Origin of the sequence: Ensifer sp. Root142 (assembly GCF_001426785.1) — a bacterium.
In the GTDB taxonomy this organism is placed as follows: domain Bacteria; phylum Pseudomonadota; class Alphaproteobacteria; order Rhizobiales; family Rhizobiaceae; genus Ensifer; species Ensifer canadensis.
The window spans coordinates 67503-89621 of sequence record NZ_LMFK01000007.1; the positions used below are offsets into that span (position 1 = coordinate 67503).

Here is a 22119-nt window from a genome sequence, read left to right on the forward strand (position 1 = left end):
CACAATCTGCAACCCAAAGATGAAATGGAGTTTAAGTACATGGCATTTTTCGATAGAGCAAAACTGCTTTTGGCAGGAGCGGTCGCCGCAGCGACGCTCGGTACGGCCTCGGTTCAGGCGCAGGAGAAGTTCGATCTCAGCCCGGATACGTCCAACCGCGTGCGGGCCGAGCGGAACGAAGCGGCCATCAAGGCGATCGCGCCCGACTTCAAGTTCGTAAACCCAGGAAAATTCACCGTTGCCGTCAACCCCTGGGATCCGCCGATTGCCACCTACGCATCGGACTCCAAAACGGTCGTCGGCGCCGATCCCGATCTCGCCTCGCTGGTGGCCGATTCCCTCGGCCTCGAACTGGATCTCGTCGCGGTCGCCTGGGCCGATTGGCCGCTCGGCGTCGCCTCCGGCAAATATGATGCGGTGATCAGCAACGTGACCGTGACCGAGGAGCGCAAGGAGAAATTCGACTTCTCCACCTATAGGCGCGACGTGCTCGGCTTCTTCGTCAAGTCCGACAGCCCGATCACATCGATCAAGGAACCGAAGGACGTGGCGGGCCTGAAGGTGATCACCGGGGCCGGCACCAATCAGGAAAAGATCATTCTGGAATGGGACAGGCAGAACGTCGCCGCCGGGCTGAAGCCGATCGAGGTGCAATATTATGACGACCGCGCGGCTGGTGACCTGGCGCTGCAGTCCGGCCGGGCCGACGTCGAATTCAACCCCAATGCGACGCGCGCCTATGCCGCCTCGATCCGCAACGACACCAAGGTCGTCGGCATCGCCAGCGGCGGCTGGCCGCTGACCGCCGAGATCGCGGTGACGACCCGCAAGGGTGGTGGCCTTGCCGACGCGATCACCCTTGCCATCAACGACCTGATCAAGAACGGCAAATACGGCGAGGTGCTGAAGCGCTGGAGCCTGACCGACGAGGCGGTCGACGCGTCGCAGACCAACCCACCGGGCCTGCCGAAGAGCGGCTCCTGATCATTGCCTGTTGCGGGTCGGCGCCTGCTTTTGCCGCCGGCCCGTTCGTTCAACATCCCTTCCGGAGACGACAGAAATGCTTGGTCTAGCTGCATTACGCCCCTCGTTCATCGCCGCATTTGCGACGGCACTTTTCCACCTTGCCCCGGCGCTGGCCGCCGACGGCTTCGATTTCAGCCCTGAACAACCGGGGCGCATCCGTGCCGAACGAAACGAGGCGGCGATTGCGGCGATACCGCCAAGCTTCAAATTCGTCACCCCCGGCAAATTCACCGTTGCCGTCAGCCCCGGCGGCCCGCCGCTTGCGACCTATGCGAACGATGCAAAGACCGTCATCGGCGCGGATCCGGAATATGCTTTGGCCGTCGCCGATAGTCTGGGGTTGACGCTGGAGCTCGTGCCAATCGCCTGGATCGATTGGCCGCTCGGCCTGACCTCGGGCAAATACGATGCGGTGATCTCCAATGTCGGCGTGACGGAACAGCGCAAGGAGAAGTTCGACTTTTCGAGCTACCGTCAGGGATTGCATGGCTTCTTCGTCAAGGCCGACAGCGCAGTTACATCGATCAAGGAGCCGAAGGATGCCGCCGGCCTGAGGATCATCGTTGGCGCTGGGACAAACCAGGAGCGCATTCTTCTCAAATGGAACGACGAGAATGTCGCTGCCGGGCTAAAGGCGCTCGAGCTGCAATACTATGACGACGAGGCCACGAGCCTTGTCGCATTGGCTGCAGGCCGCGCCGACGTGATCGTCCAGCCGCATGCGCAACTCGTCTTCATTGCCGCCCGCGACCGGAACATCAAACGCGTCGGCACCTTGAGCGCCGGTTGGCCGGAGCGATCCGACGTGGCGATCACCACGCGCAAGAACAGTGGCCTAGCCGACGCCCTGACCGCCGCCACCAACGGCCTCATTGACAATGGCACTTACGCCAAAATTCTCGAGCGCTGGCACCTGGCGGAAGAGGCGCTGCCGAAGTCGGAAACCAATCCACCCGGCCTGCCGAAATCCTGAGGTGAGCAACGATGACAGAGCATAAGATCTCGATCGATCATATCGGCTTTCTCACTCCCGGAAACTACGCGAGCGACGATCCCTTGGCGGGGCTGGAGCAGACGCTGCGCCTTCTCGAGTATGGCGAGAGGCTCGGCTTCGCCAGCGCCTGGGTGCGGCAGCGCCACCTGGAGCCCGGCATCTCGTCGGCGGCCGCCTTTCTGGCGGCGGCGACCCAGAGAACCGATCGCATTCAGCTCGGCACGGCGGTGATCCCGATTGGCTATGAGAACCCCTACCGGTTGGCCGAGGACCTTTCGACCGTTGACGTGTTGTCGCGCGGCCGCCTGAATATCGGCCTGAGCGCGGGCCGCCCGCCACATGTGGACCTCATCGGTCCGCTCGCCTTTGACGGAGACTGGTCTGCCAGCGATTTCTCCCATCAGCGGGTTCTGCGTTTTGCAGATAATCTGCGCGGGGCATTTCTCGGCGACGAGCATACCGTCATCAAGACACCGTTCGGCCCGCAGCGCCCACGGTTGCAACCCCATGCCAAGGGGCTTGTCGACAGGCTGTGGTACGGTGGCGGCTCCTTGCGCTCCGCCCGCTGGGCCGGCGAGAACGGCTTCAATCTCCTGATCGGCAACGTCACGACAGGCGAGCAGACCAACGACTTTTTCGAGGCGCAGGCACGCCAGCTCGAAACCTATCGGCAGGCTGGCGGCGCAGAGAAACGCGTCGCGCTCGGGCGCGTCATCGTTCCGCTCGATGGCGCCAACGCCAGCACCCGGCGCCGCTATCTCGACTACGCCGCCAGCCGGCATGAGCGCACGCTGACACCACAGGGCGAGCGGCGCACGCTGTTTGCCAGCGATCTCGTCGGTACGTCCGAGCAGATCCTCGAACGGCTGTTGGCCGATCCGATCCTGCCGCATGTGCGCGAACTCAGGCTCGAACTGCCCTACGAATTCGAACACGACGAGTATCGCCAGATCCTCGATGATGTCTTTACGCGCATCGCACCGGAGCTTGGCTGGTCGCCGACGAAGGGCGAGGCCGCTCGAACGCTGTCAGCGAACCCGGCGGCGGCTTAGGCCGCTGCCTACAATCCCAGATCCAAAACCCATGAGGCAGATCTGACAGTGACAAAAAGCATCGACTACTTCTTCTCGATCGGCTCGCCCTGGTCGTTCATCGGGCTTGAAGCCTTTGCGGCTCTCGCACGCCGGCACGAAGCGGCAATCACGCCCTACATGGCCACGGTGGTCGAGGAAAACGGCGGCATCTTCTCGCGCAATCGGCCGCAGGCGCGACGAGCGTACGGCACGCGCGACCTGAAGCGCTGGAGCCGTGTGCGGGGCAGGGAACTTCTGCTCGACGGCCGTCCGCCGCTCGCCGATCCCACGCCTGCGTCACGGATGGTGATTGCCACCTATCTCGACGGCAAGGACTGGTTCGCCTTGACGGAGATTTTGCAGGAAGCCTTCTGGGTCCGAGCCGAGGACATCGGCCGGTCAGAGGTGCGCGAGGCAGTAGCAACGCGCGCAGGCTTCGATGGCAGTGCCTTGCTTGCGCGGGAAAGTGCCGCAGACGTTGTCGAGAAATGGGCGTCCGATCGGGAGCATACTCTCAAGAGCGGCGTCTTCGGGTTCCCGACGTTCGGCTATGACGGCGAGATTTATTGGGGCCAGGACAATCTGCCGTTTCTGGAGCAACACCTGCAAGGCGAGCGGCCTTAGGCATCGGCGGGCGCGGAGATCGAGCGCTCGCGGCACGCCGTCGGATCACTTTTCCAAGCCTGGTACGATCTTTGGGTCGAGGTTCCTTTAATCCACTGTTTAACTCGATAATTTTCAGGATGCTTGAAGCCGAGCAGTCGAATGAAACCTTTTCCGTTGTTTGCGCATTTCCTAGACAACGATGGCTTTTGATGAGGTGTGCCATGAGTGTCCTGCGGCAATATGAACGCCTGAGCGCGATCCGAGATGTCCTGCAAGGCAAGCTTGAGCTTTACGAAGCGCGGGATTGTTTCGGGATCGATGATTTCGAAGACGGAACAACGAACGAACTTCGAGACCGCATCGCAGAGCTTTCGGACGAGATTTCCAATCTCAACCGTCGGCGCGAACGGTACGAAACCTGGTGATTTCGATTGCGGCTGAAGGCTGAAACCAACGCCACGACACAGGAAAGCCATGACCATCGAAATCAATTCGCGTATCGCCGGCCACCCGATCAACCCGCTCTTTCTCGAGCGTTGGTCGCCGCGCGCCTATGCCGGAGCGGAGATCTCCGAAGCCGAGCTGTTCGGCATCCTGGAGGCGGCGCGCTGGGCGCCGTCGGCCTATAACGCCCAGCCCTGGCATTTCATCTATGCCCGCAGAGGCACCGAGCATTGGGACAAACTGTTCGGCATTCTCAACGCATTCAATCAAAGCTGGGCCAAGGAGGCTTCCGCACTGATCTTCGTGCTGTCGAAAACGTCGCTGCTGCCTCCTGGCGCCAGCGAGGAAGTGCCTTCCTATACGCACTCGTTTGACACAGGGGCCGCATGGGGTGCGCTCGCGCTGCAGGCCGCCTATTCCGGTTGGCAGGCGCACGGTATGGCCGGCCTCGACTACGACAGGGCGCGGACCGAGCTTGGCGTGCCGTCCGATTACCGCGTTGAAGCCGCCGTGGCGATCGGCAGGATCGGCGACAAGGCGCAATTGCCCGAGGGGTTGCGGGAGCGCGAAGTGCCGAGCCCGCGGAAACCCCTGACGGAGATCGTGTCCGAGGGTCGTTTCGAGCGGTCTTGAACGCATTGCTCCGATGACTTTGCCGAGGGCGGGTCTCGCCCTCGGCCGCAATTCGGCTGACAGGTCACAATTGCCGTCTTACCTCAAAGTGGCTCTTCAATGGGTGTGTCATGGCCGGACGCGCCGTGCAGGGTCGCACCTGAAAACAGCTCGGAACCATAGGCCTGCTGCGCAACGATCGACGGAAAGCTCACGTCCCGGACGTCGAAGGACGGCATCAGGCTCATCATCGGAAGGATGCGCTCGAACACAGCACCGCCGAGCGGGGCGGCATTCCAGCCGGAGGTGCGGAAGCCATAGGTTTCCGGCAACCCTTTGGGCTCGTCCAGAATGGTCAGGAGCAGATAGCGCGGATCGTCGGCCGGAACGACACCCATGAAGGACGTGAGATTGAGATCCTTGGCATAGCGTCCAGCGACGACCTTTTCGGCCGTGCCGGTCTTGCCGCCGATGAAATAACCTTTGACTTCGGCCTTTCGCGCCGATCCGGTTCTGGCATTGAGGCGGAGCAGAAAACGCATGGCCTCGCCGGTTTCCGGCTTGATGAGGTCGGCGGCCAGCACCCGCTCTTCGACATCAGAGCCTTTGATCAATGTCGGCCTGATCAGGCGCCCGCCGTTGACGAGGGCCGCAACCGCAATGCTCGCCTGCAGCGGCGTCACGGCAATGCCGTGGCCGTAGGATGCGGTTGCCGTATCGATCTCGCGCCAGGAGCGCGGCAGTTGCGGATGCGCGCTCTCCGGCAACTCGGTCGTCAGTCGCGACATCTGTCCGAAACGAGAGAGAAAGGCGCGGAAGTTCTCAGGGCCGAGCGCGATCGCCATCTTGGCCATCGCGATGTTGGAGGAATAGATGAAGGCTTCCGGCAGGCTGAGCGGCCGGTATTTCCCGCGATAATCGCGGATGCGGAACCGGCCGAAGGCCAGCGGCCTGCTGGCATCGATGACGGAGCGGATGTTGAACTGCCCGGAATCGAGCGCCATGGCCGTCGTCAGGGCCTTGAAGGTGGAGCCCATCTCGAAGGTGGCGGCGGCAATGCGGTTGATACGATCAGGCTTCAGCGCATCGGCGGGGGTGTTGGGGTCGAAATCCGGCGCGGAGGCAAGCGCCAGCACTTCACCATTGGTGATATCGAGCACCAATCCGGCACCGGCCTTTGCCCCGAATTTCTCGATCGCCTTGGCAAGCTCGATCTGCAGCGCGTGCTGGATTCGGATGTCGAGCGTCAGCGTGACGGGCTGCAGGTTCTGATGGGAGAGGTCCATGCCGGTCTGGCGCAACACGTCCAGGCCCTGGCTCTCGATCCATTTTTCGATGCCGGCAATGCCGATATTGTCGATATCGACAGTGCCGAGCACGTGGGCGGCAAGCGAACCATTGGGGTAGACACGCCGCTTTTCCCGCTGGAAGCCGACGGCCGGAATGCCCGCGTCCCAGAGCGCCTGCTCCTCAGCCGGTGTCACCTGACGCTTGATCCACGCGAAGGGCGCCTTGCTTTTCAGCCGCTGGTGCAGTTCGCGAGCATCGAGATCGGGGAAGATGGCCGTCAGCTTTTCCACCGCCTCGTCGACGTCGACGATGAAGCGGGGCTCGGCATAGACACCGGAGCTTGGCACATCGATCGCCAGCAGATTGCCGTTGCGATCCAGGATCGAAGGGCGATCGACCGAGGGGCGCTTCGGCACATAGCCGGTGGTCTCGATTTCGGCCGTGCCGAGCTGGATCAGTCGCCCGAACATCGTCAGGAACACGACGATAAACACGGCTATCAGAAAGAGGATGCGCTTGCGGCGATCCGCGCGCGATTGAAGCCGTTGCACCATATCAGTAGAGCCCGCCGGTATTGCTGAGCAGCTTCTGCCGCAATTCAGGTGTTAGGCCCTGGTCGGCGCCGTTGGCCGGCAACTCGGCCATCTCCTTGTCGTCGATGACGGCGCAACCGCCGTCGCAGGGGCCGGTTCCCGGCTTGAAGGCTTCGAGGATGGCGCCTTGCGCGCCGTCCTGCGCGGGCCGCCCCGTCTTTCTGTCGACTGTCTGGAAGGACATGCCGGGCGGCGGATGAAAATCGGCCGCCGGTTTTCCCTGAAGTGCCACCTTCATGAAGTCGATGAAGATCGGTGCGGCGAGACCGCCACCGGTTTCGCCGTAACCCATCGGCTTCGGCGTGTCGTAGCCGAGGAAGACGCCGGTGACGATATTGGGGGTGAAACCCACGAACCAGACGTCCTTCTCGTCGTTGGTCGTTCCGGTCTTGCCGGCGATCGGGACACCCAGCGTGGCGACATTTCTGGCGGTGCCTCTTTCCACCACGCCACGCATCATCGAAGTGATCTGATAGGCCGTCATCGGGTCGAGCACATAGTCCCTGATGTCGACGAGATCAGGCTCTTCCTGGTTTTCCCAGGCAAGCGCATTGCAGTCCGCGCACTGGCGGCTGTCTTGCCGGTAGATCGTCCGGCCATATCGATCCTGAATACGGTCGATCATCGACGGGGTTATGGCCTTGCCGCCATTGGCGATGACGGCATAGGCGGAAACGAGCCGCAGCAACGTCGTTTCGCCGGCGCCCAGCGCCATCGGTAGGTAGGTGCGAAGCTCGTCGTAAATGCCGAAGCGCTTGCCGTAGTCGGCGACAAGGTCCATGCCAAGATGGCGAGCAAGGCGCACGGTCATCAGGTTGCGGCTGTTTTCCAGCCCCGTTCGCAGGGTCGAAGGACCGCTGAAGCGCCCATCATAGTTTTTCGGCCGCCATGTCTTGCCGGTGCCATCAGGGATGGCGATCGGCGCGTCCATGACGAGCGTGGTCGGCGCATAGCCGGTATCGAGTGCCGCGGCGTAGACGAACGGCTTGAACGACGAGCCGGGCTGGCGGTAAGCCTGGGTCGCGCGATTGAATTCGGATTGCGCGTAGGAAAAGCCGCCGGCGACCGCGAGCACCCGACCAGTGTTCGGGTCCATCGAGACCAGCGCTCCCTGCACCTGCGGCGGCTGGCGCAGGACATAGCCAGTCTCCTGCTTTTCGACATAGACGACGTCGCCCGGCTGCAACACGCCGTTGAGGGATGAGGCACAACGACGCTTGCCTTCGGCGAGCCGGCACAGAGCCCAGGCTGTGTCATCGCGGTCGATCATGGCCGTGTCTGCGGCCGCCGTCGCCGTTTCTGGTCCTGACGGTCTGAGGCCGAGTTCGGCCTTGTCGTTGCTTGCGGAGAGGACGACTGCGAGCTGCCATTCCGGAACGTCCGAGAGCGGCTGACGTTTGGCGAGCGCCTGCTGCCACCCTTCAAGCGAAGGCAGGCGGGTGATCGGCCCCCGGTACCCCTTTGCCTGGTCGTAGCCAACCAGTCCCTTTCGCAACGCCCGCATGGCCGCTTGCTGCAGCCGCGGATCGAGTGTCGTGCGAACCGAGAGCCCGGCAGTGTAAAGCGCTGCCTCGCCATAGCGGGTGCCTAACTGGCGGCGCACCTCCTCGGTGAAGTAGTCCGCCTTGTCGGTGGATGTCTCCTGTCGTTTCGGCCTGATGCTGAGGGGCGAGGCGGTGGCTGCGGCTGCAACCTCTCTGTCGATGACGCCGTTGCGGCGCATCTGCTCGATGACCCAGTCGCGCCGGGTGACGGCTCGGTCCGGATGGCGATACGGGTCATAATTGTTCGGCGCTTTTGGTAGGGCGGCGAGATAGGCCGCTTCGGCCACCGTCAGTTGATCGACCGGCTTGTCGAAATAGGTAAGCGCTGCCTGCGCGATGCCATAGGCGCCGAGACCGAGATAGATGTCGTTGAGATAAAGTTCCAGGATCCGGTCCTTGGAATAGGTCTGGTCGATGCGGATCGAAAGGATCGCTTCGCGCAGCTTGCGCTCGACCGTTCGATCGGAGGACAGGAGAAAATTCTTGGCGATCTGCTGCGTGATCGTCGATCCGCCAATCATGCGCCGGCCCGAGCCGTAGTTGGCGACATTCGACCAGAGCGCGGTGGCAAGACTCGTCAGGTCAATGCCCGGATGAAGGTAGAAGTTCTTGTCTTCGGCCGAAAGGAAAGCCTGCTTGACCCGGGCGGGAATGGCGCCGATCGGCAGGAACAGACGGCGTTCCCGGGCATATTGCGCAATCATGGCGCCGTCGCCGGCGTAAAGCCGGGTCGTGACCGCCGGCTCCCAGTTCGCCAGCGCCCGATGATCCGGCAGGTCTCGCGTCAGGGCCGCGGCGCAGAATGCCAGCCCGACGCCGAGAAGCGTTGCCAGATTGATCAGGGTTGCGAGCAGGTTTGCAATGAACTTCATGGCGGATGTCGGGGCTTTCGAATTTCGAAGGACATGGCTTCGCCATCCGATCCAAGGGAGCGGCTGACGCGCATCAGTTTGTGGCGTGAAGGCGGTGCGGGGCGGCGGATCGGGCCTAGAAGCCCGATGTTTCGCCTATCCCGTCGCGGCCGGTTCGTCGCCTCAGTCTCACCACCAAGGGCTGTGACATGCCGCCTTGGTCCGCTGCTGCGGCCGGAGCGGATGTGACGGTGCGAAACGTGTTGGGCGCGTGCCTATGGGGCGTTCAGTTGAGACGACACATGGTTGGGTCCTCCACGGGGAAGTATGTCTGAGGGGCCGGATCCTCGATATGTTGGCAGTCTCGTCCTGGCGAAACAGGGTGCCGACGTGAGTTCACCGTAAAGAGGTTGCACCGCAGCGGCAAACCACGTTTATTTGCAGGACCCATTAGCTGAATTAGGGCATCCATGGTCAGGCCATATCTCCCCCTCAATGCGCTGCGGGCCTTTGAGGCGTCCGCGCGACATCTGAGTTTTACCCGCGCGGCGATCGAACTGTGCGTGACGCAGGCGGCGGTCAGCCACCAGGTGAAGCTGCTGGAAAGCCGTCTCAACGTGACGCTGTTCAAGCGGCTGCCGCGCGGTCTGATGATCACCGCCGAGGGCGAGGCGTTGCTGCCGGTACTCCAGGATTCCTTCGATCGCATGGCCGATATGCTCGAACGGTTCGAGGGCGGCCATCTGCGGGAGGTGCTGATGATCGGCGCAGTCGGCACCTTTGCCGTCGGCTGGCTGCTGCCACGCCTTGCGGATTTTCAGGAAAAATATCCCTTCATCGATGTCCGGTTGTCGACGAACAACAATCGTGTCGACATGGCCGCCGAGGGGCTCGACTACGCCATTCGCTTCGGCAGCGGTTCCTGGCACAACATCGAGGCGACGCGGCTGTTCGAGGCGCCGCTTTCGGTGCTGTGCGTACCTGAGATTGCCGATACGCTGCGCCGTCCCGCCGATCTTCTGGGCCAGACGCTGCTCAGGTCCTATCGGGCGGACGAATGGGTGAACTGGTTTGCCGCTGCCGGCATCACCTATCCGGCGCCGCTGCTCAAGGGCGTCGTCTTCGATTCGTCGCTCGCCATGATGGAGGCAGCCGCCCAGGGCATCGGTGTGGCGCTTGCGCCGCCTTTGATGTTTTCCCGACTGCTGTCGAACGGCACAGTGCGGCAGCCCTTCGACGTCTATACCTCGATGGGGAGCTACTGGCTGACGCGGCTGCGGTCGCGCGCGCCGACACTGGCGATGTCCGCCTTCCACGATTGGCTGATGGCGGCGAAGGAGGATAGCGCCGCCCGATTGCATGAGCCGGAGGCGAGCAACTCGGCATAGGCTGCAATGCGTTGGCGGGGGAGTGCCGTCAGCGAAAGGGGATCTGCTGGGAGCAACTCGATACTGAAGGTCAACCTGCGACCGGTGTGCCGAGCTATTCGCCGTAGCTGACGATCCATTCCGGCGGCTCTCGTTCCAGGCTGCCGTCAACGCGCACGTTCCTGTCCTTCGCCCAGCGGTAACCCCACATCGGACCGAATTTCGTCGCGTAGGACAGCGGTCGCCGATAGGCGGCGTCGGCCTGCGCCTTTTCGAGCGTTGTGAAACTGTAGCCGCTCTCTTCGAACAGCGACAGGATCCCCTTCATCGCGTCGGCATTCAGCCGGTTGACATGCAAGAGCAGAATGCCGGCGGCTCGTAGCCAAGGACCTGCTCGTTGAGACCGGCGTAATAGGCGATCTGCTGTTGGGTGTGCATCAGATAGGCCGTCCTGATGCGGTGGGCGGCTTCCGTGTCGTTTTCGGCAAGCGCGCGCTCATAGGCGCGGTCGAAGACGTAATCGGAGGTATCGATGGTCGAGGCGGCGATCGTGTAGTCAAGCTTCGCCGCAAGCGCCGCGATCGCCTTCTGCTTTTCCGTTGTGTCGCCGGTGTGATTGTAGGGAAACCGTAGGAAACGCAGCTGCTTGCCCGCCGCCTTTAGCGTTCGCCTCGTCGTCTTCTCGCCATCGACGATCTCGCGCTCGATGCCGGCGATGTCGAGCGTGTTGGTGTCCGCGTGCGAGAAGGTATGGTTGCCGAGCGTCAGCCGCGGGCCGGTCCAATCCTTCAGGATATCTTTCGCAAACGGACCGATCGCGCGAACCTTGCTTTCCACGACAAAGCCGATAGCCGGCGCCTTGTGATCCCTGAGGGCGGCAAGAATGCGGGCATTCGCATCCTGGATGCATTGAGGCGAAGGTTGATCTGTTCCGTCGGTGCCGGCATTGGCGTGGGGAAGATCATCGAATGTGATGGCGACGGATTTCTCCCGGGCGGTGCCGCTGGTTTCGGCATGGGCGTCGACCAGGAAGAAAACAAGCGCGAGCCAAGGCGTGAAGGCAAGCAGCATGAGGCGCCCGATCGCGCGGGCCCTTCGAACGCCTAGCCCTAACACTGCGTGCCGCAGGCGCCATGAAGCCTGGTTTCCATCATCATCGTCCCTCTTCTGCTAATCGAAATGAGATCGACCCTCGTACGCAAGGGTTGCATGAGCATTGCGTGGTCGGGATTTTCGGGCCAAGTGCCTGTGGCTGCTGGCCCCGACTGTCCAGGTTCATCGAAATGCAAATTATTCTAATGGCTGCCGCAAATTATCGTCGTTTGCCGACCCCGCCACGGCTCCTTAGGCAGGACGCGTCCGAGGTTCATGGAAACCAAATTCGAGATGCGGAGGCTTGTATGAGAAAGATGATGCGACGCGCGCTGGCGACGGTGGTCGCCACGGTATGCCTGGCGAGTGCGGCAATGGCTGATAACGCCGAATGGTCGCAGCCGACAAAGCCATTCCGCGTCGTCGGCAACATCTATTACGTCGGGACCAAGGGGCTGGCGGCCTACCTCATCACCTCAGGCAAGCAGGCCATTCTGCTCGACGGCACGTTGAAGAGCACCGCATCCCTTGTCGAGGACAATATCGCAGCACTCGGTTTCAAACGCTCCGACATCAAGATCATCGTCACGAGCCATGCGCATTACGATCATGTCGCTGGCGTTGCACAAATCAAGCGTGACAGCGGCGCCAAGCTCTATGCGATCGCGGCGGATCGCTGGGCACTGAAAAACGGCCTGCATGATGGTGAGACCACCTATAAGCGTGGAACCTTTCCGGCGGTGAAGGTCGATCATGTGCTTGACGACGGCGAAGTCGTGACGCTCGGAGACGTCAGCATGAAGGCGACGCTGACGCCCGGCCACACGCCGGGCTGCACCACCTGGTCAACGTCGGTGAGCGAGGCCGGGCGTGCGCTCAAGGTGGTCTTTCCCTGCAGCGTCACCGTCGCCGGCAACAAGCTCTTCGGCAACAAGCGCTATCCCGGGATCGTTGCCGACTTCGAGACCAGCTTCGACCGGCTGGGAGGCATGACGGCGGATGTGGTCCTGCCCGCTCATCCCGATATCGCCGACATTATCGGCCGCGCCGCGCGGCGGGATGCGGGCGAGGAAGATGCCTTCGTCGATCCGGCCTTGCTGGGCCAAATCGTCGAAAAGTCCCGTGCCGCCTTCAAGAAAGAGCTTGCACGGCAGAAGGCGAAAAAATGAGAGAAGGGCCGCGCTTGCCGTGGCCCTTTGCACATTGCGAACGAATCGGTCTCTTACTCGGCCATGAGACCGTCGAACACTTCGATCATGGCGTCGCTGATGGCCTTACCGAGTGCTGCTGCAGCAGCGGTCAGCGCCGTATCGTCCATGTCGCGTGCCGCCATGGCGAAAGACGCGCCTTCAGTCACGACGATTTCCTGTGCGCGCTGGATTGCCCAGAGGGCAAATTCGCTGCGGTCTGCGATTTCGACGGTGTCCATCGTAAGCTCCTGATCTGTTTGAGTGCAGCCTTATAGCCCTATCGGCCCTGCTGGGGATTGTCCGTGTGATCCTTTGGTGTGGAATCTCGAAAAAAATCATGCCACGCCGCAGTCTTTCACCCTCAGATCCGCTTGGTGCTGTTCTCTCCAAAAGCAATCGCCGGGGACTTCCGTTGCGGCTTAAAGATGAGTATTGGAGGAAGGAATAAAGTAGCCAAGACAGACCTTCCCGAAGACGGGCAACGCGATAATGACGTTTCAGCCGCGGATGCAGAACAAGATTGCCGGTTTCAAGATCCAGGGCGAGTTGCATCGCCGGGAATGGAACGGGATCATTGCCGACGTGTGGGATGTGGAATGCGACCCCCATGCCGGCGGCTACTACGTCTCGGATGATCCGCGGATGTTCATCGTTCTCGATGCGCGGGGTGGGAGCAGCTGCAACGTCAAGCTTTCCTCGCAGGCAAACGGCGCCGTCCAGAACTATCGGCAACAGGCGATCTCCTACATCCCCGCCGGCATGGAGATCTGGGCGGATGTGGTTGATGTCAAATACATCCGCCATCTCGATCTGCACTTCAACATCGACATCCTTAGCCGACGGCTGATGGAGGATCTCGACGCCGGCCAATGCGCCGTGCCACGGCTGATGTTCCACGACGAGCGGTTTCTCCAACTCGCCCGACTGATCGCTGCCGAATGCCTCAATCCGCAGCCACTACACGATCTCTACGGCGACGGGCTGACGCTGGCGCTGTTCATCGACCTGATGAAGCTCAATCGCAGCAGCGCACGCAAGCGCAGCCAGCTCGCGTCATGGCAGTTGCGTCGGGCGGTGGAATACATCGAGGAAAACAGCCTTCGCAACATCCGGCTCGAGGAACTGGCTGGTCTCGCCGGGCTTTCGCAGTCCCATTTCAGCCATGCCTTCAAGGCATCGACAGGCGTGGCGCCGCACCAGTGGCAGACTAACGCGCGCATCGAGCGAGCCAAGCATCTGCTTTTAAAGAATGAAGCGTCGCTGACCGCGATCGCTGCCGAAACTGGTTTTTCGGATCAGGCACATTTCACCCGCGTCTTCCGCAAGGCAGTCGGAACGACGCCGGCTCTTTGGAAAAGAAGCCGTCTCGCCTGAGCAAATGCCTTCAGCCTTGAACAGTTGCCCGCACACATTTGCCCAAGAGCGTTCAACTTTCAGGGTTCGAAACAAGCCCCGTCCTAATAGTTGAGATAAACGGTCATCTTATCAGCAGTCAGAAAGTCGGGCCGCACGTCGTGGGGATGGCGGGTCCGGCATCAAAGGGCGACGATACGATGCAGCGTGATGGTGAAAGTGTGCGTTTGAGAAAATTCCTTGCGAGTGGCGTTGCCGGTATCGCCTTGCTCGTGTCGACGGCGGCGGTCGCCCAGGACGGTATCGCCACGAAACTCGAAAAGATCGAGGTGCAGGCACAGGGCTTACGCGACGAGGCCACCGGCCCCGTTGACGGTTACGTCGCCAAGGCGACGACGACGGGCTCGAAGTCGGCCACGCCGATCAGCGAAATTCCCCAATCCGTCTCCGTCATCGGTCGCGATGAGCTCGACGACCGCGGCGTGGTCAACAAGGTCGATGAGGCCCTGCGCTACACGCCGGGTGTGACGACGGAGCCTTTCGGCACCGATGCGGATACGGATTGGTACTACATCCGCGGTTTCGACGCGACGCAGACCGGCGTGTTCCTCGATGGTCTGACGCTTTTCAGCTTTGGTTTCGGCGGTTTTCAAATCGACCCCTTCATGCTCGAGCGGGTCGAAGTGCTGAAGGGGCCCGCCTCGGCGCTCTACGGCGGCGCCAACGCAGGCGGTATCGTCAGCCTGATCAGCAAGCGGCCATTCGATGAACCGCTCTATTATACCGAGATCGGCATCAACAACTTTGGCAATGCCTTCACCGGCTTCGATGTCAACGACAAGCTGACGGACGATGGCACCATCCGGTATCGCGTCACCGGCAAGATGTCGGGCGGCGATACCTACACCGATTTCTCCAACGATCTGCGCGGCTTCGTCCTGCCGCAGATCACCTACGCGCCTGATGATGCGACAAGCCTGACGGTCTACGGTGTTCTACAGGGCCTCGACCAGGTGCACGTCGGCAACGGCTTCCTGCCTTATGTCGGCACGGTCGTCGATGCACCCTTCGGTAAGATCGACCGCGATGCACTTTATGGTGAGCCGGATCTGGATACGGGCACCTATGTCCAGCAGATGATCGGCTATGAATTCACGCACGAGTTTGAAGGCGGTTGGCAGTTTAGCCAGAACCTGCGGTACGGCCATCTCTACAAGCATGAGAACGGCCCATATACCTTCGGTTACTACGATCCGAGCCTGCCCTTCCCGTCGTCGACAGTGCCGGCCACCCCCGACAATCTCCTTTATCGTCTGGGGTTTGAGGCGACATCGAAGGTCGATACCTTCGCCGTCGACAACCGTGTCGAAGGAGAATTCGAAACCGGGGCACTGGATCATACGCTGCTCGTTGGCCTGGACTACAAGTACTACCGGCTGGACCATGTGCAGGCTTCGTCGGCCGCTACACCCATCAGCGCAACGGATCCGATCTATGGTGCGCCGCAGCCCGCAAACGCCACCTATATCAATCAGGTGGTTACGCAGCAGCAGCTGGGCGTTTATGCGCAGGATCAGATCAGGTTCGGTCAGGGCTGGCTCGTCACGCTCAATGGTCGCTACGATTACGTGGACACCAACACCAAAAACGGCCCGACCTTCTGGGCTCCGACGCAAAATAACGCCTTCAGCTACAACGAAGGCGCTTTCAGCGGCCGCGCTGGCCTTGCCTATGAGTTCGACAATGGCCTGACCCCATATGTCAGCGTCGCGACCTTCTTCAACCCGATCGTCGCGGTGACAGCAACAGGCAATACCAAGCCGCAGGAAGGTGAACAGTTCGAAGTCGGGGTCAAATACGAGCCGACGTTATTCGACGGCGTGTTGACGGCATCACTCTATCAGTTGACCAAGCGCAATGCTCTCGTGACCGACCCGTTGACGAGCATTTCCACCCAGACGGGTGAGGTGCGTTCCCGCGGCATCGAGTTTGAGGGCAAGGCCAATATCAACGAAGATTGGAAGCTGATCGCCGGTCTTGATTTCATGGATCTCGAGGTGACCGAAGACGCGAACACGGCGTTGGTGGGAAAGACGCCGTACCTTGTTCCCAACGCTCAGGCGTCGCTGTGGCTCGACTATACCGTGCCTTCAGGAGCGCTCGAGGGGGTCAGCCTTGGCGCCGGCGTCAGATACCAGGGGGAATCCTGGGCGGATGCGGAGAACACGCGCAAAGTGCCCTCGGCCGCATTGGTCGATGCGGCAATTCGCTACGAGAAGGACGATTGGGCGGCATCGCTCAACGTCTCCAATCTCTTCGACAAGGAATATGTGAAGGGGTGCCAGGGGCTTTCGGTGTGCGGCTACGGCGAAAGCCGCACGCTGACCCTGAAGCTCAGCAAGAAATGGTAACGACGGCATCACCGCTTTAGTTTGTATGTAAACGACGTCGGGACCGGCGGCAGCCGGTCCCGACGTCGTTTACATTCTGGCAAATGCGTCGCTCGCTGCGCTTTCCAATGTCGGCTATTCCGTCGCCATCGGCTATAGATCATCCCATGAGAATCAATGCGATTACAAACTGGGCCTACGGGGTCACGGTCCTTTTGACCGGACTTTCCGGTGTAGCGTTCATCCTGTCGACGAACAGCGCGATCGAGGAGCGGCAGGCGGCCGAGCAGCATCTTGTGCTCGACACGCTTGGCGAAGATCTTGCGCTCGGCGCTGAGGAACGGAGCGATGCTGCCCGTCTGTACGTGATGCGCGGCGACCTGCGCCATCTCGAACGCTTCCATGGCAGGGAAGAGGAAGAGCGCGCGCACGAGGCGGCGATCAAGAACGTGCGGGAGGTTGGGGCGTCACCGGCCGAGTTGGCGGCACTTCAGGAGGTCGAGCGCGAGGTAGAGGCCCTCGACAAGATCGAGGTTTCGGCGATCGCCGCCTACCAGGAGGGCGACCAGGCAAAAGCGCAACAAATGCTCTTCGGTCCGGAGCACGACCGTCTGCAGACGGCGTTGCTTGAAACGGTGGTCCGCTTCCGCGAACTGACCAAGGCCAGAACCGGCGCGGCACTGGAGCAGGCAAAGGAGCGAAGCGACTGGTTCGCCATCGCCGCCAAGACGATGCTCGCCATGACTGCGGCGCTCTTCCTCGGTGTCCTTTATTTCGTGCTCAAGCGGCGCGTGGCCATGCCGCTGGTGCGCATGACGGGCATCGTGACGCGGCTTGCCAAGCAGGATTACGACGTGGAAGTTCCGCTCGACCGCCGCCGCGACGAGATCGGCGAGATGAACGAGGCGATCCATATCTTTCGCACCAACGGGCTGGAGCGGGACCGGCTCGATGCAGAGCGCCGACTGGATCAGCAGACCAAGGACCTCATCCTGCAAATGATGCATCGGCTGCAGGCGTGCCAGATCCAGGAAGAACTGGCCGAGGTCGTAGCCCGGTTCGCACCGCAGATCTTCCCCAACCTTGCCGGTCATCTCTATGTGCTGAACGATAACCGCACGTCGCTGACGCGTGTCGGCACCTGGCTCGACCCGCAACATTCGGCCGATACTTTCCCTTCCAGTGCCTGCTGGGGGCTTCGCCGCGGCCGGCCGCATGTCAGCAATGGCGGGCAGGGCGATATTGCCTGCCAGCATCTGGACGAGAGCGATGTCGCTGGACTGTGCGTGCCGCTGACCGCTCAGGGCGATACGATCGGTCTGCTCTATTTCGAGGAACGCTCGCCCGAGCAGCCGGCCGTCGAGACGTCGCGGCTTTATCTCGAGCTGATCGCGGAAAATATCGGCCTGGCTGTGGCCAACCTACAGCTGCGCGAAAAACTGACCAACCTGGCGGTCCGCGACGCATTGACGGGGCTGCTCAACCGGCGCTGCCTCGACGAAGCCCTGAACAAGCAATTGCGGGAGCGGGCCGGACGGCCGCTCGTTTGCCTCATGATCGACATTGATCACTTCAAACGCTTCAACGACGAGTTCGGCCACGACGCCGGCGATGTGGTGATGCAGTATGTTGCCCAGATCATGCTCGACGCGGCCGGCGAGCTGGGCGCGACCTATCGTTTCGGTGGCGAGGAGTTCACGATGCTGCTGCCCGAAATGAGCGAGGCGGCGGGCTTTGAATTCGCCGAGCGCCTGCGCGACAAGATCGGCACGACGCCGCTTTCTCACCGCGGACGCATCCTCGGCTCCGTGTCCGTGTCGATCGGTATTGCCTCGTCGCCACGCGAAGGCACGGTCGCGACGCTTCTGACGCGGGCCGATGCCGCCTTGCTCGACGCCAAGGCGCGGGGGCGGAACATGACGGTTTGCTCGTCAGGGCTGGTCGTCATCTAGCACTCTTCTGGAATAGCGCGTTTCCGGTTTGGACGGCTGCGGCATGATAGCGCGCGCAGCCGGGCCCGCTCGAGCCAACGTCGGACCGTCGCCGTTCAGATCCAGACGGTTCGGCCCTCGCCTTCGCAGCCGAGTGCGCGCAGAATGCTGAGCGGTATGCCGATCATGGTTTCATGGTCGGTCGAAAGCAGGAACGAGGCCGTTTGCGGTTCGCGGTAGGCGAGGATCTCTTCGCGGGACGCCTTGGTATAGATGCCGCGCAGGGCGCGCACGCAGCCGCTATGGGTCACCACCACGTGTGTATTCTCGTGGTCGAGGGTGGCGAGCCAGGCGAGCAGGCGGCCGTCGAGCGTGGTGCGGCTTTCGCCGCCGGGCATGGCGTAATCCCACGGTTCGGCGCTATGCGCCTCATATTCGTGCGCGAGATCCCTCTCGATCTCATCGTGCGCGCGCCCTTCCCAGGAGCCGTAGGCCCTTTCCACCAGTGCCTCGTCATGGGTGAATTGCTCGAAGGGAACAGACCATGTGTCGGCAAGGATCGACGCCGTCTGGCGCGCGCGCCCAAGCGGGCTAACCCAGAATTTGAGTTTCGTCTCGCCGGCAATTCTTTCCGCCAGCCGCAGCCCGACGGCGAGCGCCTGCCGGACACCGTTTGCCGTCAACGGCGTGTCCTTTCGGCCTTGCAGCCGACCGGCGACATTCCATTGGGTTTCGCCGTGGCGGATGAGGATGATGTTTGGCAAATGGGAGGTCATGACATGCTCGAAGTTCGACGGCGCGGCGCACCGACATGAAAAAAAGAAAGAAGGACACCCGCCGACCGACGGCCGGCGGGTGCCTGGTTGCTTACTCGGCAAGCCAAAGCGCCGAGGACGGCTTGAGGCCGAGTGTCGTCGTGGCTCCGGTCTCTAGCAGAGAGCCGCCGGAATGGAACGGTGCGTCGATCAGCACCGTGGCCGTTCCGACCTGCACGCCGTAGCGGACGGTGGCGCCCAGGAATTCGCGATGCGCGATCGTGCCGGTCAAGGCGACCGCACCCGGCTCCAGCGTGGCGAGCGTCGCATATTGCGGCCGGAAGACGAGCTTGGCGCCCGCCGGTACCGACGCCCCTGCCGGGATCGGGATCGAGCCGGCGCCTGCAACCTCGAACGTGCGCTGCGTGCCGGAACCCGAGACGGTGCCGTCAAGGATGTTGGCGGTGCCGAGGAAGTTGGCGACGAACAGGTTGGCGGGCTTCTCATAGAGGCCCATCGGCGTTCCCACCTGCTGGATGCGCCCTTCATTGAAGACGGCGATACGGTCGCAGACGGTGTTGGCCTCCTCCTGATCGTGGGTGACGAAGATCGTCGTCAACTTCAGCCGCTGCTGCAGGTCGCGCAGCTCCCGCCGGACTTCGACGCGCATCTTGGCGTCGAGGTTGGAGAGCGGCTCGTCGAGCAGAAGCACCTTCGGTTCGATTGCGATGGTGCGGGCAAGTGCGACGCGCTGCTGCTGTCCGCCGGAGAGCTGCGACGGGCGGCGATCGGCGAGATGTTTCAGCCCGACGAGTTCGAGTGCCGCCTGGACCCGGCGTTCGACCTCCGCGCGCGGCAGGCGACGCTCTTCCAGGCCGAAGGCAACATTGGCGGCCACCGTCATATGCGGCCAGAGCGCGTAGGACTGGAAGACCATGCCGATGTCCCGCTTCCACGGCGGCATGTCGAGCACGTCCTGGCCGCCGATGACGACCTTGCCCTGCCGGGCATTGTTGAAGCCGGCGATCAGCCTGAGAAGCGTGGTCTTGCCGCAGCCGGACGGGCCGAGAAAGGCGAAGAACTCGCCCGGTTGGATCTCCAGGTTGATATCCTTCAGCACGTGGAGCGCGCCGTAGTAGAGATTGACGTCGCTGATGCTGATCGCCTTGGCGGGGCTAACCGCGAGCGCTGCGCTGTTGATGTTGACAGTCATAGTGTTCCTCCCGAGTTTCTATTTCGTCATGCCGAGCGCCTTCTGGCGCCGCTCGATGACGTAGTGCGAGAGCAGGGTGCAGAGTGCGACCATGATGACGGCGATGACGCCGAGGGCTGCACCCGGGCCACGACCCGCCGGCGATTGCATGAAGACGTAGAGCCCGTAGGCGATCGGTGCGTCCGAGTTGCTCTGGATCAGCATCAGGGTTGCCGACAGTTCGACGGCGGCCGTCGAAAAGCTGGTGACGAAGCCGGCGAGCAGACCACCCGTCATCAAAGGCAGGACAATGCGCCGGATCGTTCGCTGCTTGGTGGCGCCGAGGTTTTCGGCGGCCTCCTCCAGCGATTCCGACACCTGCTGCAATGCGGCGTAGCAGGCTCTGAGCGCGTAGGGCAGACGACGGATGGCGAGTGCCAGCACCACCATGACCCAGAGCGTCGCAAGCGGCGTACCATCCGGCAGCGTGATGCCGTAGAAGGTGCGGAGGTAGCCGATGCCGAGCACGACGCCGGGGATGGCGAGTGCGGCGGTTGCCGCCCAGTCGAGCCAGCGACGGCCTACGACCTTGGTTCGCAGCACGAGATAGGCGATGGCGCCACCGATGACCACGTCGATCAGGCCGGCGAGGCTGGCGTAGATCAGCGTGTTCTTGATGTAGAGCGAGCTTTCGCCGAAGACGCGGCCGTAGTGCGCGACCGTATAGGCGTCCGGCAACGGGCTGAACGACCACACGGTTGCAAGCGACAGCAGAAGCAAGCCGATATGCGGCGACAGCACGAGCAGCAGGATCAGGCCGACGACGCCATAGGCTATGACGCTCTCACCGCGGCTCAGCTTGCGACGGGAAAGACCACCGCCGCCGCGCTGCGTCGTCGAATAGTCCTTGCCGCGCATAGCGATCGCTGACAGCCACATGGCGAAGATCGAGACGGTGATGAGGATGACCGAGATGACATAGCCCATCGGATCGGTGAGGCCGACCGAAGTGACGCGGAGGTAAGCCTGGGGCGCCAGCATGTCCTTGACGTTGAGAAGCAGCGGCGTTGCCAGGTCGTCGAAGACCTTGACGAAGACCAGCGAAGCGCCGGCGAGATAGCCGGGCATTGCCAGCGGGAAGACGACGCGGCGGAACAGCCGGAAGCCGGACGAGCCGAGGTTCTGGGCTGCTTCTTCCATCGAGCGGTCGATGTTGCGCAGGCTGGTCGACAGATTGATGAGGATGAAGGGGAAATAGTGCAGCGACTGCACGAAGATGACGCCGTTCAGGCCTTCCATGAAGGGAATGCGGATGCCGAACCAGTCATTCAGGATGAGGTTGACGGTGCCGTTGCGGCCGAACAGCAGCTGCATGGCGACCGCACCGACGAATGGCGGCATGATCAGCGGCACGAAGCCGAGCGTCTGGATGATCAGCGAGCCGCGGAAGTCGAAGCGCGTGGTCAAAACCGCGAGCGGCAGCGCGATGGCGCTTGCCCAGACCACCGACATGCCGGAGACGTAGACGGAGTTGAAGAACGACCGCCGGAACAGATCGGTGTTGAAGAAGTCGACAAAGTTGACGATCGTCAACGCTCCGGTGCCCTTTTCGGTGAAGGCGGTGTAGATCACCGTACCGGCCGGGATGACCAGGAAGATGGCGAGGAAAAGCGCGATCAGCGAGATCGGAAAGATCTGTCCGGGCTTGGCCGAAACGCGTCTTATGGGAATGGATTGAACGAGCGCCATGGGGCAGACTCCGGATTTTGGTCGACAAGCCTGACGCGCTTGCGGCGCCCCTGCGCCTCTGGATCGC

19 protein-coding genes are annotated in these 22119 nt (G+C 62.1%); 10 read left to right on the forward strand and 9 right to left on the reverse strand.

Annotated elements, in window-relative coordinates; all coding sequences use genetic code 11:
* Positions 1–39: 39 nt before the first annotated feature.
* From ASD52_RS09805 to ASD52_RS09820, 4 genes are all read left to right on the forward strand, one after another.
* Entirely contained in the window at positions 40–984 is a 945-nt protein-coding gene (locus ASD52_RS09805) for an ABC transporter substrate-binding protein (RefSeq protein ID WP_025428364.1), read from the forward strand.
* Positions 985–1060: 76 nt separating this feature from the next.
* On the forward strand, positions 1061–1999 hold the full coding sequence (locus tag ASD52_RS09810) for an ABC transporter substrate-binding protein (RefSeq protein WP_057224031.1): 939 nt from the start codon (positions 1061–1063) through the stop codon (positions 1997–1999).
* A gap of 11 nt (positions 2000–2010) precedes the next feature.
* The gene (locus ASD52_RS09815; RefSeq protein ID WP_057207546.1) at positions 2011–3072 is read left to right on the forward strand and encodes an LLM class flavin-dependent oxidoreductase; all 1062 of its coding nucleotides are present in this window, start codon (positions 2011–2013) and stop codon (positions 3070–3072) included.
* Positions 3073–3120: 48 nt separating this feature from the next.
* A complete protein-coding gene (locus tag ASD52_RS09820; RefSeq protein WP_025428367.1) occupies positions 3121–3717 on the forward strand; it encodes a DsbA family protein in 597 nt (198 codons plus the stop codon).
* On the opposite strand, the gene ASD52_RS40725 is transcribed toward ASD52_RS09820, so the two are convergent.
* The gene (locus tag ASD52_RS40725; RefSeq protein WP_156407918.1) at positions 3714–4181 is read right to left on the reverse strand and encodes a hypothetical protein; all 468 of its coding nucleotides are present in this window, start codon (positions 4179–4181) and stop codon (positions 3714–3716) included. The two genes, ASD52_RS09820 and ASD52_RS40725, sit on opposite strands and share 4 nt — an antisense overlap.
* Here ASD52_RS40725 and ASD52_RS09830 point away from each other — a divergent pair.
* The gene (locus ASD52_RS09830) at positions 4174–4776 is read left to right on the forward strand and encodes a nitroreductase family protein (RefSeq protein WP_025428369.1); all 603 of its coding nucleotides are present in this window, start codon (positions 4174–4176) and stop codon (positions 4774–4776) included. The genes ASD52_RS40725 and ASD52_RS09830 overlap by 8 nt on opposite strands.
* 83 nt (positions 4777–4859) lie before the next feature.
* Here the strand turns inward: ASD52_RS09830 and ASD52_RS09835 are convergent, their stop codons facing one another.
* Entirely contained in the window at positions 4860–6599 is a 1740-nt protein-coding gene (locus ASD52_RS09835) for a penicillin-binding protein 2 (protein ID WP_057224033.1), read from the reverse strand.
* A 1-nt stretch (position 6600) separates the two neighbouring features.
* Complete coding sequence (locus tag ASD52_RS09840) at positions 6601–9054, reverse strand: penicillin-binding protein 1A (protein WP_057224035.1); 2454 nt, start codon at positions 9052–9054, stop codon at positions 6601–6603.
* A gap of 449 nt (positions 9055–9503) precedes the next feature.
* Here ASD52_RS09840 and ASD52_RS09845 point away from each other — a divergent pair, with 449 nt between their 5' ends.
* On the forward strand, positions 9504–10421 hold the full coding sequence (locus ASD52_RS09845; protein ID WP_057224036.1) for a LysR family transcriptional regulator: 918 nt from the start codon (positions 9504–9506) through the stop codon (positions 10419–10421).
* Positions 10422–10515: 94 nt separating this feature from the next.
* Here ASD52_RS09845 and ASD52_RS09850 read toward each other — a convergent pair whose 3' ends face one another.
* Both ASD52_RS09850 and ASD52_RS09855 read right to left on the reverse strand, forming a co-directional pair.
* The gene (locus tag ASD52_RS09850) at positions 10516–10728 is read right to left on the reverse strand and encodes a hypothetical protein (protein WP_156612948.1); all 213 of its coding nucleotides are present in this window, start codon (positions 10726–10728) and stop codon (positions 10516–10518) included.
* 11 nt (positions 10729–10739) lie between these two features.
* Positions 10740–11471 carry a polysaccharide deacetylase family protein gene (locus ASD52_RS09855; RefSeq protein ID WP_057224040.1) on the reverse strand — a complete coding sequence of 244 codons (732 nt, stop codon included), beginning with the start codon at positions 11469–11471 and terminating at the stop codon, positions 10740–10742.
* Between the two features lie 329 nt (positions 11472–11800).
* Between ASD52_RS09855 and bla the strand changes: the two genes are divergently transcribed.
* Complete coding sequence (bla, locus tag ASD52_RS09860) at positions 11801–12661, forward strand: subclass B3 metallo-beta-lactamase (protein ID WP_057224042.1); 861 nt, start codon at positions 11801–11803, stop codon at positions 12659–12661.
* A 53-nt stretch (positions 12662–12714) separates the two neighbouring features.
* Here bla and ASD52_RS09865 read toward each other — a convergent pair whose 3' ends face one another.
* Positions 12715–12921: a hypothetical protein gene (locus ASD52_RS09865; RefSeq protein WP_057207551.1), complete on the reverse strand. Its 207-nt coding sequence runs from the start codon at positions 12919–12921 to the stop codon at positions 12715–12717.
* A gap of 250 nt (positions 12922–13171) precedes the next feature.
* On the opposite strand from ASD52_RS09865, the gene ASD52_RS09870 reads away from it, so the two are divergent.
* From ASD52_RS09870 to ASD52_RS09880, 3 genes are all read left to right on the forward strand, one after another.
* Complete coding sequence (locus ASD52_RS09870) at positions 13172–14056, forward strand: AraC family transcriptional regulator (RefSeq protein ID WP_057224044.1); 885 nt, start codon at positions 13172–13174, stop codon at positions 14054–14056.
* A 179-nt stretch (positions 14057–14235) separates the two neighbouring features.
* Positions 14236–16446 (forward strand): TonB-dependent siderophore receptor, encoded by a 2211-nt coding sequence (locus ASD52_RS09875; RefSeq protein WP_057224088.1) that lies wholly within the window; start codon positions 14236–14238, stop codon positions 16444–16446.
* Positions 16447–16592: 146 nt separating this feature from the next.
* A complete protein-coding gene (locus ASD52_RS09880; RefSeq protein ID WP_025428378.1) occupies positions 16593–18377 on the forward strand; it encodes a diguanylate cyclase in 1785 nt (594 codons plus the stop codon).
* Between the two features lie 95 nt (positions 18378–18472).
* Here the strand turns inward: ASD52_RS09880 and ASD52_RS09885 are convergent, their stop codons facing one another.
* From ASD52_RS09885 to ASD52_RS09895, 3 genes are all read right to left on the reverse strand, one after another.
* Positions 18473–19132, reverse strand: coding sequence for a histidine phosphatase family protein (locus ASD52_RS09885; RefSeq protein WP_057224046.1), 660 nt, complete (start codon positions 19130–19132; stop codon positions 18473–18475).
* Between the two features lie 91 nt (positions 19133–19223).
* Positions 19224–20324 (reverse strand): ABC transporter ATP-binding protein, encoded by a 1101-nt coding sequence (locus tag ASD52_RS09890; RefSeq protein WP_057224048.1) that lies wholly within the window; start codon positions 20322–20324, stop codon positions 19224–19226.
* 18 nt (positions 20325–20342) lie between these two features.
* Entirely contained in the window at positions 20343–22052 is a 1710-nt protein-coding gene (locus ASD52_RS09895; RefSeq protein WP_057224050.1) for an iron ABC transporter permease, read from the reverse strand.
* Positions 22053–22119: the final 67 nt, after the last annotated feature.